At 69.4% G+C, this 14327-nt stretch carries 13 protein-coding genes; 2 read left to right on the top strand and 11 right to left on the bottom strand.

All coding sequences use genetic code 11. The features are described 5' to 3' along the window. Positions 1 to 2 precede the first annotated feature (2 nt). Positions 3 to 1118, top strand: a complete 1116-nt coding sequence (gene earP, locus ACVN9Z_RS27505; RefSeq protein ID WP_054482987.1) for an elongation factor P maturation arginine rhamnosyltransferase EarP — start codon at positions 3 to 5, stop codon at positions 1116 to 1118. Positions 1119 to 1325: 207 nt separating this feature from the next. Beyond that, on the top strand, positions 1326 to 1886 hold the full coding sequence (efp, locus tag ACVN9Z_RS27510) for an elongation factor P (protein ID WP_006220534.1): 561 nt from the start codon (positions 1326 to 1328) through the stop codon (positions 1884 to 1886). Between the two features lie 87 nt (positions 1887 to 1973). On the opposite strand, the gene ACVN9Z_RS27515 is transcribed toward efp, so the two are convergent. The 11 genes from ACVN9Z_RS27515 to ACVN9Z_RS27565 form a co-directional block, all read right to left on the bottom strand. Beyond that, a complete protein-coding gene (locus ACVN9Z_RS27515; RefSeq protein WP_006387784.1) occupies positions 1974 to 2432 on the bottom strand; it encodes a DUF1178 family protein in 459 nt (152 codons plus the stop codon). Positions 2433 to 2519: 87 nt separating this feature from the next. Beyond that, positions 2520 to 3227 carry a DUF2968 domain-containing protein gene (locus ACVN9Z_RS27520; RefSeq protein ID WP_045953275.1) on the bottom strand — a complete coding sequence of 236 codons (708 nt, stop codon included), beginning with the start codon at positions 3225 to 3227 and terminating at the stop codon, positions 2520 to 2522. 115 nt (positions 3228 to 3342) lie between these two features. After that, positions 3343 to 4749: a sigma 54-interacting transcriptional regulator gene (locus tag ACVN9Z_RS27525; RefSeq protein WP_020928798.1), complete on the bottom strand. Its 1407-nt coding sequence runs from the start codon at positions 4747 to 4749 to the stop codon at positions 3343 to 3345. 49 nt (positions 4750 to 4798) lie between these two features. Continuing rightward, entirely contained in the window at positions 4799 to 6898 is a 2100-nt protein-coding gene (locus ACVN9Z_RS27530; protein WP_458212879.1) for a pilus assembly protein TadG-related protein, read from the bottom strand. A gap of 32 nt (positions 6899 to 6930) precedes the next feature. Then, entirely contained in the window at positions 6931 to 7380 is a 450-nt protein-coding gene (locus ACVN9Z_RS27535; RefSeq protein WP_020928800.1) for a DUF3613 domain-containing protein, read from the bottom strand. A gap of 22 nt (positions 7381 to 7402) precedes the next feature. Then, complete coding sequence (locus ACVN9Z_RS27540; protein ID WP_035183272.1) at positions 7403 to 8281, bottom strand: tetratricopeptide repeat protein; 879 nt, start codon at positions 8279 to 8281, stop codon at positions 7403 to 7405. A gap of 11 nt (positions 8282 to 8292) precedes the next feature. Beyond that, positions 8293 to 9294 carry a type II secretion system F family protein gene (locus tag ACVN9Z_RS27545; protein WP_024069805.1) on the bottom strand — a complete coding sequence of 334 codons (1002 nt, stop codon included), beginning with the start codon at positions 9292 to 9294 and terminating at the stop codon, positions 8293 to 8295. Positions 9295 to 9304: 10 nt separating this feature from the next. After that, entirely contained in the window at positions 9305 to 10234 is a 930-nt protein-coding gene (locus ACVN9Z_RS27550) for a type II secretion system F family protein (RefSeq protein WP_020928803.1), read from the bottom strand. Further along, positions 10234 to 11589: a CpaF family protein gene (locus ACVN9Z_RS27555; RefSeq protein ID WP_006387776.1), complete on the bottom strand. Its 1356-nt coding sequence runs from the start codon at positions 11587 to 11589 to the stop codon at positions 10234 to 10236. Before ACVN9Z_RS27555 ends, ACVN9Z_RS27550 begins: the two co-directional genes overlap by 1 nt. A gap of 20 nt (positions 11590 to 11609) precedes the next feature. Beyond that, positions 11610 to 12950, bottom strand: coding sequence for a MinD/ParA family protein (locus ACVN9Z_RS27560; RefSeq protein WP_026385120.1), 1341 nt, complete (start codon positions 12948 to 12950; stop codon positions 11610 to 11612). After that, positions 12947 to 14323: a type II and III secretion system protein family protein gene (locus tag ACVN9Z_RS27565; protein WP_020928805.1), complete on the bottom strand. Its 1377-nt coding sequence runs from the start codon at positions 14321 to 14323 to the stop codon at positions 12947 to 12949. Before ACVN9Z_RS27565 ends, ACVN9Z_RS27560 begins: the two co-directional genes overlap by 4 nt. Between the last annotated feature and the right edge of the window lie 4 nt (positions 14324 to 14327).

Below are 14327 nucleotides of genomic sequence, written 5' to 3' on the forward strand. Positions count from 1 at the left end.
CGATGCAAGCGGACATCTTCTGCCGCGTGGTCGACAACTACGGCGACATCGGCGTCTGCTGGCGCCTGGCGCGGCGGCTGGCGCACGGCCATGGCTGGGAGGTGCGCCTGTGGGTCGACGACCTGGCCAGCTTCGCGCGCATCCAGCCCGGCATCGACGCCGGCCTGGCGCGCCAGGCCTTCAATGGCGTGGATATCGTGCGCTGGTCGGACGCGCCCGACCCGGCGCTGGGCGCGCGCGACGTGGTGATCGAAGCCTTCGCCTGCGACCCGCCCGAACCCTTCCTGGATAGCATGCGCCAGCGCCATCCGGCCTGGATCAACCTGGAATACCTGAGCGCCGAAGCCTGGGTGGAAAGCTGCCACGGCCTGCCGTCGCAGCGGCCCGACGGGCTGGTCAAGCACTTCTACTTCCCGGGCTTCACGCCGGCCACCGGCGGCCTGCTGCGCGAACCGGGCCTGTCGGCCGAACGCGACGCATTCCAGGCCGACACGGCGGCCCAGGACACGTTCCTGCGCGGCCTGGGCGTGGCCGAGGCGCATCTGTCGCTGCGGCACAACGGCGCCCGTACCATGTCCCTGTTTTGTTATCCGGATGCCCCCGTCGACGGCCTGGCGCGAGCCCTGGCCGCGGACCCGCGACCGGCATTGCTGCTGGCGCCGGAAGGGGTCGCCCCGGGCCTGGAAGCGGCCTGCACCATGCCCGGCGGCCCGGCCGTGGCGCGCCTGCCGTTCGTGGCCCAGCCGGATTTCGACCGCGTGCTGTGGTGCGCCGACCTGAACTTCGTGCGCGGCGAGGATTCCTTCGTGCGCGCCGCCTGGGCCGCCAGGCCGCTGGTCTGGCAGATCTACCCCCAGGACGAGAACATCCATCTGGAAAAGCTGGACGCCTGGCTGGCTCGCTATCCGGCCCCTGAAACCGCCACCGCGCTCATGCGCGCCTGGAACCAGCCCGGCGCGGGCGCGGCAACCGCCGCGGCGCTGGCCGCCGCGCTGGCGCCGCCGGCCTGGCAGGCCTGGGCCCGCGCCGCGCGCGACTGGGACGCGGCGCAGGCCGCCCGTCCCGACCTGGCGGAAAATCTGGCCGGCTTTTGCGCAGAGTTGGCCAAGAAACGCTAGAATAGAGAGTTTTCTGAGACGCCTGGAATTTTCGGCGCCTCAACTATGACGCCTCCCGGGGTGTGCATGAAGCCGAGTGTGCGGGCCCCTTTGCGGGCCTTCGGGCTCAGGACGGACGGGCCTCGCGGCACCGGCGCCTGGCGCCTTCATTTGCGGCGGCTTCCTGCAAGCACGGCGAGTGCACCCTTTCCCCCCGGAGTTTTATCGATGAAAACCGCTCAGGAATTGCGAGTCGGCAACGTGGTCATGGTCGGCAAGGATCCCCTCGTGGTCCAGAAGGCCGAATACAACAAGTCCGGCCGTAACGCCGCCGTCGTCAAGCTGAAGTTCAAGAACCTCTTGACCGCCTCGGCCAGCGAATCGGTCTACAAGGCCGACGAAAAGTTCGAAGTCGTCCAGCTCGATCGCAAGGAGTGCACGTACTCCTACTTCGGCGACCCGATGTACGTCTTCATGGACGAAGAGTACAACCAGTACGAAATCGAAGCCGAAAGCATGGGCGACGCGCTGAACTACCTGGAAGAAGCGATGCCCGTGGAAGTGGTCTTCTACGACGGCCGCGCCATCTCGGTGGAACTGCCCACGACCATCGTGCGCGAAATCACCTACACCGAACCGGCCGTCCGCGGCGACACGTCGGGCAAGGTGACCAAGCCCGCCAAGATCAACACCGGCTACGAACTGAACGTGCCGCTGTTCTGCGCCATCGGCGACAAGATCGAAATCGACACGCGCACCAACGAATACCGCAGCCGCGTCAACAACTGATCCGGCAGCAGGTACGAAAAAGCGCCAGCCCTTCGGGGTCTGGCGCTTTTTTTTGGCCGTCGCGCGCGAGCGCCCGGGGCGGCTGGCTTACTGCAGGCGCTCGTCGTCCAGGAAGTCGGGCACGGCCATCACGTCGATGCCGTCCTCGGCCAGGGCCTCGCGCTCTTCGCGCGTGGCGGTGCCGCGGATGGGGCGGTCGTCGGCATCGCCGTCATGGATACGGCGCGCTTCCTCGGCGAAACGCGCGCCGACGTTTTCGGTATTGCGCAACAGCGCCCGCACCTGGCGCATGACCACCGCCTGCAGCGCGGCCATCTTCTCGGCCTCGGAGGCGCCGGCCGGCGGCGCCGGCTGCGTGGCCGGCGCATGCAGGTGCGCCACGTTCAGGCGCGGGGCGGACAGGCGCTTGGTGATGCTGGCCGAGCCGCAGACGGGACACGACACCAGGCCACGCGCCTGCTGCGCGTCATAGTCTTCGTGCGAACCGAACCAGCCCTCGAAGATGTGGCCGTGGTCGCACTGGAGGTCGAAAACTTTGAGAGCCATGATGGAAATATGGGGGCTAGCGACCAGAATACAAGAAAGCCAAAGAAAAAGCGGGCCCTGGGGCCCGCTTCCTGGCGCGCGAGGCGCTTACTTGCCGCGCTTGGGCGTGGCCGGCGCCTGGCCGATCTGCGCCTGTTGCGCCTGCAAGGCGTCGATCTGGCGTTGCAGGTCGCGCAGTTGCTGGCGCACGTCCTTCTGCTGGTCGGCCAGCGCGGTGGCTTCCTGGCGCGACTGCTCCTGGCGCGCGGCGACCTGTTCTTCCTGCTGCATGCGCAGGCTGCGGTCGGCCTGCAGCGTGCTCAGTTCGGCGCTGCGGGCGGCCAGCAGCTTCTCGGCATGGGTGTACTCGGCCTGCAGCTTGATGCGCTTGATGTCCACCTCGGCCAGCTCGGCCGACTGGGCGGCGAAAGCGCGGTAGGTGGCTTCGGCCTGCTTGTCCGACTTGGTCTTGAGCACCCGCCAGAAATCCTTCTGCTGGAACAGGGCCACGTAGTAGGTCAGGTCGTCCGGCTTGAACAGCAGGCTGGCGCCGTACGTGCCGTTGTAGCTGGTGCGCAGCTCGGAGACCTGGCGGTTCTGGATCAGCCCCTGCAGCTCGGACACGGTGGAGGCCGGGCGCGCGGCGGGCGCCGGCGCGGGCGGGGTCACCGGCGTGGACGCGGCCTGCTTGTCCTCGACCTGCTGCACCGTGGGACGCGGGGGCTCGGATTGCGCGCTGGCGCAGGCCGCCAGGCCGGACAGGGCCGTACCCAACAGCGCCATGCGCGCAGCGGCACGGATAAAGTGGACGTTCATGCCTTCCCCAAAAAAATCGTTGCGGAACTATAGCAATTTATTTCGTTCGCGGCTGACGCGCTTACATGTGCCGCGCCCCCGCTGTCGCGCCCTAAGGGCCATTCCCTATTGCGCCTCATGAGGCCTCCACGATGCCGTCCGCGGTTTCGCCCTGGCCGCCGCCCAGATGCAGTTTGCGCATCTTTTCCCACAGCACCTTGCGGCTGATGCCCAGGGTATTGGCGGTGTCCTGGCGGCGCCAGCCGTTGACGTCCAGCGCCGCCAGGATGCGGGCCCGTTCGGCGCGTTCGGCATCGGTGAAGACGGGCGGTTCGCACTGCGTGCTGGCGCTGGCGGCGGCCAGCGCGCCCGGCCCGCGCAGCGGCTCGGCGAGCTGGTCGAAGATGCGTTCGATGCGCGGCCGGTCCCAGGCCTGGAACTGGCGCCGCACGATGGCCACGCGCTCGGCCACGTTGGACAGCTCGCGCACGTTGCCGGCGTAGCGGGTGCGCGCCACGCGCTCGATCAGCCAGTCCGGCGGTTCGCCCTCGGCGCCCAGCCGTTCGAGCAAGGCGCGGAAGATCGCCGCCTTCTCATCGGGGCCGCGCTGCTCCAGGTTGGGAATGCGCAGCTCGATCACCGCCAGCCGGTAATAGAGGTCGGCGCGGAACTCATCCTGTCCCACCAGGACGCGCAGGTCCTTGTTGGTGGCCGCCACCAGGCGGAAATCGACCGGCACTTCCACCGTCGAGCCCAGCCGCGTCACCGCGCTCTGCTCCAGCACGCGCAGCAGCTTGACCTGCTGGTACAGCGGCAGGTCGCCGATTTCGTCCAGGAACAGGGTGCCGCCATTGGCCTGCTCGAAGTAGCCCTTGTGCGCGCCCACCGCGCCGGTGAATGCGCCCTTGGCATGGCCGAAGAAATGCGCCTCGAACAGGCCTTCGGGGATGGCGCCGCAATTGACCGCCACGAACGGCCCGTCCGACCAGGCGGCGCGATCGTGCAGCAGGCGCGCGACGCGTTCCTTGCCCACGCCGGTCTCGCCGTGGATCAGCACGTTGCTGCGGCAGTCGGCGAACATGTCGGCCTCGGCCAGCAGCGCCCGCATCGGTTCGGACACCGCGATCAGCGGCTGCTCGCGGCGCGGCGCGCTGCGGCTGAACTGGTCCAGCGTGCCCAGCAGCTCGAACAGCAGCTTGCGCAGGTCCGAGGTGGTGAAGGCCAGCGGCAGCGTGTAGGAGTATTCGGGCGGGTAATAACGCGGATCGCGGCCGCGGGCCTCGGCCGCCACCCAGATCACCGGCATCGCCTGGCCCGACAGCCAGTCGTAGCCGCTGAAGCGGTTGTCGCCCATGACCGAGACCGATACCAGCGCCACCGCCGGCCGCGACGGATCGCGCGGCGGCGGGAAGGCGGTGCCGGCGTCGGCCCGCACCAGCGAGACATCCATGCCGGCCAGGCAACGTTCAGCGCGGCTGGCGATGTCGGAGGTGCCTTCCCAGACGTAGACGTCGAACTCTTCGCGCGCGAATTTCTGGGTCATGGCGACCCTCGCGCCGGCCGGGGTTGGGCGAAAATCATGGGCTTCATCATCAGTACACCAGACGGGGCTTGCCGCAGTCCACCGACAGCAGCGATACATCGGTTTGGCCGACGCTCAGGCCAAGCAGGTCCAACAGCTGCTGCAACAGGCTCGACAGCATGCCCAGCAGCGGCTGCAGCAACGTCACCACGATCGACAGCACGCCGCCCACCTGGTTGCCGCCGCTCAGCGCCAGCGTGGAGACGGCGTTGACGCGGCATTGGCGGATGGCGTCCGGCGTGAGGCCCAACAGGCAGGTCACGTCGCTCAGCGGCGCCAGCAGCAGCGAATTGAGGAGATTGCCGACCAGTTGCAGCGTGCCGCCCAGCACCCCGGTCAGCCCGCCGGTGGACATGCGCTGGCCCAGTTGATTGAGCGCGGTCGAGGACCATTGCATATCGTTGACCACCTGCGAGATGGACTTGCCGGCATTGGAGCCGCCGCCGCCCACCAGGGTGGTGGCCAGCGAGGTGCGCTGCGCCGGCGTGAGCGGCGTGCCGGTGCCGATCAGGTCGCCGAGGATGCCGCCGACCACGGCGTCGGCCAGGTTCGAGGCCAGCGCTCCGAGATTGATCGAGGTGGCGTTGATGGTGGCGGTGGAATTGGGCGACGGCGGTTCGGTCAGCGTCACCGACACGGGCGCGGCCGAGTTGAACACCGGCAGCGTGACCTTGCTGGTCAGCGGCAGGATGCCGAGCACGTTCAGCACCTGGTGACGCTGGATCGCCGCGAACGAACTGGGCTGGCAGCTGTTGGTGATGGACAGGAAATTGGCCTGCACGTTGTCGACCGCCGAGGTCATGCCCGGAAAGCGCCCCAGGCAGATGCTGGCGACGGACGAAGTCACGTCGATGGTGGCCTGCGACTCGGTCAGCGGCGCCTGGCACAGCTTGGAGACGGTGCCGGTGGACTGCGCCACGTCGATGATGATGGGCAGGTCGATCTTGGTGCCGAGCGTGTTGGCCAACAAGGGGCCGACCAGCGGAATGTTGCTGGTGTTGGCGCGCAGATAGACCCGGATGCCGGCGCTGGTGGCCTGCGCGCCGACGCCGCCCACGCCGATGGACGGCGGCTCGACGATACGCACCTGCGACTGCACCCCCAGCAACGGCACGTTCAGGCCGAGGTTCACCAGGTTCTGTCCATTGGCGATGACCAGCGCCGTCTCCAGCACGTTGAGCGCGTTGATGTTGGCCTGCAGCGCGGAGTTGATGTCGCCGCTGACCACATTCAGGTCCAGCACGCCGCCATCGCCGAACAGCTTGACCGGCAGGTTCACCGGCATCACGTTCAGCACCACGTTGATGGCGTTGGTCAGCAGCCCGAGGCTGGCGCCGGCGGTGTCGCCGGCCTTGTTCATGACCGTCAGCGTGGCCTGCAACAGCTGGCCCAGCGTCAGGTTGTTGAGCGCGGCCAGTTGCGCCGGCGTGCCGACGCCGGTGGCCACCGACACCGGCAGGCCCAGCGCTTCCAGCAGGCCGGACGGCGTGATGTTGACGCTCGCCAGGCCGGCGGCGTCAAGAATGTCCAGCTGCGCCGGCGTGGCGCCGACGGTGGCCAGCAGCTGCGACAGCAGGCCGCCCTTCTGCAGGCGCACCAGGCGCGAGCCGACCGTGAACACGGCCACCGGCCGCGTGCTGACCGCCACCGAGACCACCCGGACCGGCGCGCCGTCGACGACGATGTCCGGCAGCAGGCTGCTCAGAGTCTTGTTGACCGTGATGCGCAGCGCGTTCGGCGTCTGCCCGGCGGCCGGGTCGAACACGTACATGCCGCTGGCGTCGGCGCGCGTGCTGTCCCACACCTTGCATTCGACGGTGACGTCGTCCGCGGAAAACGTGTCGAGGATTGCGGGCACGTTGGCCAGCACCGCCGTCCTGCCGGCCTGCTGGGCCCGCGCGCAATCGGCCGGCGCGCCCAGGCCCAGCACCTGCACCGCCGACAGCGCGGCCAGGTCCGAGGCCTTTTGTATCTCGCGCTTCATGTAATAGGCATAGCCCAGCTGGGCCACGCCCAGCAGCACCAGGCCGACGATGACGGCGAAAACGATGGCCACGGTCATGCTGCCACGCTGTCGCACGGGAAACGCAGGACGTGAATGGGCTGGCATGATCGCGGCTCCGGGATTCGGTGGGACCGGCCTCAGTTGGTGTTTTCCGTTTCCACCCGCTTGGTGAACCACTCGGGAATCGGCCGGGTGAAGCTGTTCACGTAGCGGTTCCAGGCGGCGGTGGAGACCGCGCCCAGCACCGGCAGCGCCGCGCCCGCGCGGCGGCCATCGGCCTGGGCGGCCAGCAGGCCGCGCGTGATGTCGCCAAAGGCCTCGGGCGCCGGTTCGGCGGGGGCAGCCTGGGGAGCCGCCTGCGGCATCGGCGTCTGCACCTGCTGCACCACCGGCCGCGCCGGCATCTGCGCGGCCGCGGCCGGCGCGGCCGTGGGCGCCGTGGCGGGCACCGGGGTGGCCTGGGCCACGCCGCCGCCGCTCATGGCGCCGGTCAGGGGAGCGTTCGATTGCGCGCGGCCGGTCGCGGGCATGGCCGCCGCCAGGGCCAGCGCGAGGGAGAACGGAGCGAGGAAAAGGGTTCGGGACATGGTTGTGGTTCCTGAGAGCGCGCTAGCGCATGATCGGGCCGTTGCCCAGCCTGTCCATCAAGGGGCTCATGACGGGCATCACGAAACTGTCGCCGCGCGATACGCGGGTGGACGCGGCATCGGCCGCCGGCGCGGCCGCCACCGGCGCCGCCGCCTGGCTGCGGATCTCGGATGCCAGGCGCAGCACCTGGCTGCGCGCCTCGTCGCCGAGCTTGGCCCGGTCCATGACTTGCTGCGCCCGCGCCGGTTCGCCTTCCACCAGCAACAGCAAGGCCAGGTTGGCCAGCACCTTGCCGCTGTCCGGCGCCAGTTCGGCGGCCTGGCCGAGCGGCACGCGGGCGCCGGCCGGATCGCCGGCCCGCAGGCGCGCATAGCCCAGGTCGCCCAGGATGCGCGGGTCCATCGGCGACAGCTTGGCGGCGCGCGCGAAATAATCGGCCGCCTGGTCGAACTGGCCGCGCGAACCGGCGATCAGCCCGAGCCCGTGCCAGCCCTCGGCCGCCTGCGCGGTGCCGATCAAGGCGCGGTACGCCTGTTCGCTCGACGCGGTCTGCCCGGTCTGGCGCAGCGCTTCGGCGCGCAGCACCGCGATGCGCGGATCGTTGCCGAACTTCTGCTGGAACGCGTCGATGTATGCCAGCGAAGCGAAATAACGCTCCTGGCGCTGCGATTCGGCGATCATGGACAGCATCATTTCCGGCTCGGCCGGCTTGCGCCGGTTCTCCGCCTCGTCCTCGCGCTGGCGCATCAGCGCCTGCTCCTGCTGCTGTTGCTGGATCAGCTGCCAGGCGGTCTCGGCGTTGTTGGTCTGGCAACCCGCCAACGTCCCCGTCCCCGCGGCCAGCGCCGCCACCAGCATCCAACGCCCCGCGCGCCGCGCGCTGCCACGCGCCCTTCCCATGCCGCCCGCCATCACATGCCCCCCATGCGCGACAAGCCGCGCAATACCGCCACGAAGCCCGCGCCGCCGGTCACGATCAACAATGCCGGCAGCAGGGTCACGATCATCACCGCCGTCATCTTGACGGTGGTCTTGCCCACCTTTTCCTTCAATTCGAGGCGGCGCTTCTCGCGCAGCCGTTCGCCGAAACGGTTCAACGGTTCCTGCACCGCGCCGCCGTGCTGGTCGACCTGGGCGATCAGGCGGCAGATGGCCGACAGGTCGTCGTTGTCGAACCCCGCCGCCAGCCGCGCCAGCGACTGCTCGCGGGTGCGGCCGCGCACATACAGTTCGGACGCCAGCCGCAGCTCGTAGGCCAGCACCGGCAACACCTGGGCGAATTCCTTGATCAACACCTGCAGGCTCTGGTCGATCGACAGGCCCACCCCCTGCAGCAGCCGCAGCAGGTCGATCAGCAGCGGCAGTTCGTTGGCCGCCTGCCGCCGGCGCCGCGACACGCGCCTGCGCACGAACCACTTGGGCAGCATGTAGCCGATGGCGAAACCGAAGAACGCCGCCACGAACAGGCCCAGCGACGAGCCGCCGATGCCGCGCCCCAGGTCCAGCGCCACCGCCGCCGCCGGCAGCAGCAGCGCCAGCGTGAAGCGCGCCACGATGAAGCGCAGCCGCGCCGTGCCCGGGTTCTCGTAGCCCGCCAGGTCCACCAGCTTGCGGTCCTCGCCAGCCAGCAGGGCCTCGGCGAAACGGCCTTCGCTCAGGCGCTTGCCGAACGAGTCGGCGGCGCGCGTGGCCGCCGCCAGGCGTCCGCCCTGCGCGCCGTCGGCCGGCGCGGCGGCCAAAGCCGGGACGCGGCCCTCGCGCGTGGCCAGGGCCTGGTCCACCACCTGGCGGCTGCGGTCCTGCCCGCGCAGGCGCCGCGCCAGGCTCAGGCCCAGGATCAGCATGGCGGCGGCGACCAGCATCAGCGCCACCGCCAGCACGGTCGAGACATTCCAGGATTGGATCGCTTGCATGGGAGCGCCCTCAGATGGCCTTGGCCATGCGATACAGGATGTACGAGCCGGCCACCTGCAGGCAGACCGCCGTCAGCAGCATCTTGAAGCCCAGCGGGTCGACCCACAGGCCCATGAAGAGGTCATTGTTGGCCACCATGATGAAGCCGGCGATGCCCAGCGGCAGCAGCGCCAGGATCCAGGCCGACAGCCGGATCTCGGCCGAGCTGGCCGACAGTTCGGCGCGCGCCTGCCCGATATCGCGCATGAACGCCGCCATGCGTTCGAGCACCTGGTCGCTGCGGCCGCCAAAGCGCAGCGCCACCGAGACCACCGCCGCCACCATGTAGAGCTCCTTCATGTCGTACTGGCGCGAAACCTGCACCAGCGCGGCGTCCAGTTCCTTGGCCGAGCGGCTCAGCGCGGCCGCGGTCTCGACCACTTCGCGCAGCGGCTCGTCGGTGCTGGCCGCCGCGGTCTGGAAGGCCGCCGCCATGCTGTTGCCGATGGTGACCAGGCGCACGATGTTGTCCAGGAAAGCCGGCAGTTGCGACACCCGCCGGCGTTGGCGCCGGTCGGCGCGCAGCCATAGCAGGAAATAGGCGAACACCGCCAGCAGCACCAGCGTCACCAGCCCGGACAGCCAGCCCAGCAACGTCCAGGCCAGCAGCGCGCCGGCCAGGATCGGCAGCGCCAGCCTGGCGTAGAAGGCCGGGCTCTGGCGCACGCCGCCCTGCAGCAGCAGCATGTCCCAGCGCGAAAAGCCGCTGCGCAGGGCGCGCGAACCCTGCGCGAAAGGCATCTTGTCGCTCACCGGCGCGCCGCGGCTGCGCCGCAACTGGTCTTCCAGGAACGCGGAACTGGCGGCCCGCCGCTGGCCGCTGTTGGCGTGGCGCCACAGCAGCACCGCCGCCAAGGCCAGCACCAGCGCCAGACCCGCGACCACCCCGGCTTGCAGCATCAGCGTCTCCTGCTCCAGAAGCCGCCGCCGTCGGGTTCGGGCGGCGCGTTGTCGACAGGCCGCTGTTCATTGCGCAGCCTGGCCAGCTTGGGGGTGTGCGGATGGATGCCGAGCCAGTTCCAGCGGTCCTTCTCCTCGCCCTCGGGCGTGGCGAAGGCTTCGTGGCGGTACAGTTCCTGGGTCGAGATCACGTTGTCGCCCATGCCGGTTACCTCGGTCACCGACAGCACCCGGCGCTTGCCGTTGGACAGGCGGCCGATCTGCACGATGAAGTCGAGCGCGCTGGCGATCTGGCGCCGCAGGCTGTCCTCGCTGCCCTGGAAGCCGGCGAAGCCCGCCAGCATCTCGATCCGGTACAGGCATTCGCGCGGCGAGTTGGCGTGGATCGTGGCCATGGAGCCTTCGTGGCCGGTGTTCATGGCCTGCAGCATGTCCATGACCTCGGCGCCGCGCACCTCGCCCACCACCACGCGGTCGGGACGCATCCGCAGGCTGTTGCGGATCAGCTCGCGGATGCTGACCGCGCCGCTGCCGTCGAAGCCGCCCTGGCGCGATTCCAGCCGCACCACATGCGGGTGGTTCAGCGACAGTTCGGCGGTGTCCTCCACCGTCACCACGCGCTCGGTCTCGGGGATGAAGAAGGCCAGCGCGTTCAAGAGCGAAGTCTTGCCCGAGCTGGTGCCGCCGGACACCAGGATGTTGCAGCGGTTCTTCACCGCCTCGTTCAGCAGGCGGTAGATTTCCTCGTCGAAGGTGCCCAGCGTCAGCAGGTCGGCCGGCTTGAGCGGGTCCTGGCGGAATTTCCGGATCGACACCATCGGGCCGTCCACGGCCAGCGGTTCGATCACCACGTTCAGGCGGCCGCCGTCGGGCAGGCGCGCGTCCACCATGGGACTAGACTCGTCCAGCCGGCGGCCGATCGGCGCCAGGATGCGGCGCACGATGCGCAGCACGTGCTGGTTGTCGGTGAAGCGCAGCGTCTCGCGCGCCAGCACGCCGCGGCGCGACACGAACACGTTGTCGTAGCCGTTGATCAGGATGTCCTCGACCGCGGGGTCGGCCAGCAGGTCCTCCAGCGGCCCCAGGCCGGCCAATTCCTTGGTCAGGGCCTCGGCGATCTGCCGCATCTCGCCTTCGTTGATCGGCACGCGGCGCAGGCGCACGAAGCTGGCCACCTCGATGTCGACGAATTCCTGGATCGCCGAACGCGCCCAGCGGCCGAACTCCGCGCCCAGCTCCTCGATGCGCGAGAGCAGGTGCTCGTAGGCCGCCGTCTTCACTTCCTGGAAGCGGTTGGACGATGTGAAGCCCTTGTCGCCATCGCCGCCGAATTCTATGGTCGCTGTCATGATCATGTCGCTTCCGCCGCCGTCCGTTACTCGACCACCATGCGGCGATGCACGCCAGGCAGCCAGGTGGCCAGCCAGCTCGCGCGGCCGCCGGGGGTGTTTTCTTCCGCGCTCAGCTTCTCGGCCAGCGCCTGCACCGCGCGCACGTAGATGTCGCGCTCGGCCTCCTCGTGCAGCAAGTGCCCCTGGTTGGTACACACCATCAGCGCCAGCGTGCGATCCGGCAGCGTGCCGACCAGCTCCAGCTGGAAGCGCTCGGCGATCTGCTGCGCCGTCATGCCGTAGCGCTCGTCGTAGCGGTTGACGATCAGGCCCAGGCTGCGCCGCTCCACGTGCAGTTGCTCCAGCTCTTGCAGCAGCCCGGCCAGCGACACCAGCGCGCCCACGCTCTGGTCGGTGACGATCCAGTTCTGCTGCGAGGCGCGCGCCAGGCCGGCCACGAATTCGGGATTGGTGAAGCCGCCCGAATCGGCCACCACCACGCCGAAATGCTGGCGCATGCGCTCGAACACCAGCAGCGAATCCGATTGCGACACGTCGCGCATCTGGCCCAGGTCGCGCGGCAGCGCCAGCACGCTCAGGCCGTTGGGGGTATGCGACATGGCCGAACCCAGCAAGGTCGAGTCGAGCCGCCGCAGGTTGCGCGCGGCCTCGGCGAAGTCGAAGTCGCCGCCGATGTTCAGGTACAGCTGGCAGTCGCCCACCGGCCAGCCCAGATCCATCAGGGCCACCCGGCTGCTCAGCGGCAGATGGCTGCCGGCGTCGGCCGCGGGCTTGGCGGCCTTGGCGCCCGCCGCCGCGGCGCGCGCCAGGTGCTGCTGCTTGAGCCGGTCCTGCACCATGCCGGCCAGGTGCACCGCCAGGGTACTGGTGCCCACGCCCGGGCGCGCGCCCAGCAGCAGCACGCTGCGGCGCGAGCCATCCATGCGGCCGCCGCTGGCCGGCACGTCCAGCAGCCGCTGCACCACGTCCTTGACCTCCTGCGGCGCCACGGTCGGGTCGACGAAATCGCTGACGCCGGCACGCAGGGCCGCGATGGCGCCTTCCGGCTGGCTCAGCAGGCCGACCGCGACCCGCGGAATCGCCGGCGCGATGCGGGCCAGCAGGCGCGCCAGTTCGGCCGACTTGAACAGCTTGCCCGGCTCGTCCTCGCTCAAGGTGAAATCCAGGAACACCACCTGGGGTTCGATCTCGGCCAGGCGCCTGCCCAGTTCTTCGACGCCGGGCACTTCCTGGGTCAGCAGGCCCATGTCGCCCAGCGCCTGCCCGAGCTGCGCGGCGACGCCGTCGCCCTTGGAACAAAATAGAAACCGGTTGCCGTTCTGCAAGCCAACCCACTCCCTGGCATGTGTCTTCATATCGCTCACCGTGAGAAACCCGGCATTTGCTGCCCGCCGACAGGGCCCATCAGGTAATAGCCCCAAGCGTTGAACGCGGTATCGGCCGCTTCCTGTTTGGCCCCCGGCAACGGCAACGTCACGCCGCGCGCAATGGGCCGCACCAGGCGCGGCGTCACCACGATGACCAGCTCGGTATCCTCCTGGGTGTAATCGACGCTGCGGAAAAACGAGCCGATGATGGGCAGGTCGCCCAGCATCGGCACTTTGTTGACCAGCGCCCTGGTCTGGCGCGACACCAGGCCGCTGACCACGAAGCTTTCGCCATCGCCCAACTCGACCGTGGTGTCGGCGCGACGCGTGCGCAGGGCCGGGATCAGCGTGGTCGAATTGGTGCCGTTGGACACCGCGATGGCGTTGCTGTAGTCCAGCTCGCTGGCTTCCGGCGCCACCTTCAACGCGATCCGCTCGCGCGACAGCACCGTGGGCGTCACCGTCAGGCCGATGCCGAACGGCTTGAACGTCACCGTGGTGGTGCCCAGGCCGCCGGCCTCGGGAATCGGCAGCTCGCCGCCCGCCAGGAAGCTGGCGCTCTGGCCTGTCAAGGCGACCAGCGTCGGCTCGGCCAGCACGCGCGCCATGCCATTGTTCTGCAGCAGGCGCAGGCGGGCGCTGAAGTCATTGGAGTCGTAGAACAGCGAAAAGCCCGAGGCCAGGGCCGCTCCCTTGTTGAATCCGAGCGGCGCCGGGAAGCCGTCCGGGGTGATCGAATTGGTACTGCCCCACGGGCCGCTGCGGCCGGCGAAACTGATGCCGGCCTGCTTCATCACCGAACGCGACACCTCGACCACCTTGACTTCCACCTGCACCACGCCGCCGGTGCCGGCGGTCGATACGTCGACCACGTTCTTGTCGCCCACCGCCGCGCCGGCCGCCGCCACCGAGGCCTGGTGCGTCAACGGCGATTCGGCCTGGCCCGACACCACCGCGCGCTCGCCCGCCACGTCGACGTTGGCGCCGCCGGCGACACCCCGTCCGGCCATGACCTGCTGCACGTTGCCCGCCACCCGCACGGTCCAGACCTGCGGCGCGGCGTTGGCGCCGGTCCAGATCTGCAATTGGGTGGTGCCGGCCTTCTTGCCATACAGCAGCACCGACGCCTGCCGCTTGCCCGAGGCCGCCAGCACCTTGACGTCGGCGACGTCCGGATCGCCGATGGCGATGCGGACCGGCGCGCCGTCCAGCATGAGCGCCTGTTGGCCCTTGACGGCAACCGCGATGTCGCGGGCCGGCGCGCTGGCGCCCGCCGCGGGGGCGGTCTGCGCCAGGCTGGCCGCGCCGCAGGTCATTGCCGCTGCGGCCGACAGGACGCAGATCAGGGTGGTGCGCTGAAATCTCATCATTGTG

It is taken from the genome of Achromobacter sp. KK8, from assembly GCF_054188005.1.

Excerpts from the sequence above, each read along its gene's own strand:
- ACVN9Z_RS27545 (WP_024069805.1), bottom strand. The coding sequence starts at position 9,294 with ATGCAAGCGATCCAATCCTGGAATGTCTCGACCGTGCTGGCGGTGGCG.
- ACVN9Z_RS27555 (WP_006387776.1), bottom strand. The coding sequence starts at position 11,589 with ATGATCATGACAGCGACCATAGAATTCGGCGGCGATGGCGACAAGGGC.
- ACVN9Z_RS27535 (WP_020928800.1), bottom strand. The coding sequence starts at position 7,380 with ATGTCCCGAACCCTTTTCCTCGCTCCGTTCTCCCTCGCGCTGGCCCTG.
- ACVN9Z_RS27525 (WP_020928798.1), bottom strand. The coding sequence starts at position 4,749 with ATGACCCAGAAATTCGCGCGCGAAGAGTTCGACGTCTACGTCTGGGAA.
- ACVN9Z_RS27540 (WP_035183272.1), bottom strand. The coding sequence starts at position 8,281 with ATGGGAAGGGCGCGTGGCAGCGCGCGGCGCGCGGGGCGTTGGATGCTG.
- ACVN9Z_RS27515 (WP_006387784.1), bottom strand. The coding sequence starts at position 2,432 with ATGGCTCTCAAAGTTTTCGACCTCCAGTGCGACCACGGCCACATCTTC.
- ACVN9Z_RS27550 (WP_020928803.1), bottom strand. The coding sequence starts at position 10,234 with ATGCTGCAAGCCGGGGTGGTCGCGGGTCTGGCGCTGGTGCTGGCCTTG.
- earP (WP_054482987.1), top strand. The coding sequence starts at position 3 with ATGCAAGCGGACATCTTCTGCCGCGTGGTCGACAACTACGGCGACATC.
- ACVN9Z_RS27565 (WP_020928805.1), bottom strand. The coding sequence starts at position 14,323 with ATGATGAGATTTCAGCGCACCACCCTGATCTGCGTCCTGTCGGCCGCA.
- ACVN9Z_RS27520 (WP_045953275.1), bottom strand. The coding sequence starts at position 3,227 with ATGAACGTCCACTTTATCCGTGCCGCTGCGCGCATGGCGCTGTTGGGT.
- efp (WP_006220534.1), top strand. The coding sequence starts at position 1,326 with ATGAAAACCGCTCAGGAATTGCGAGTCGGCAACGTGGTCATGGTCGGC.
- ACVN9Z_RS27530 (WP_458212879.1), bottom strand. The coding sequence starts at position 6,898 with ATGCCAGCCCATTCACGTCCTGCGTTTCCCGTGCGACAGCGTGGCAGC.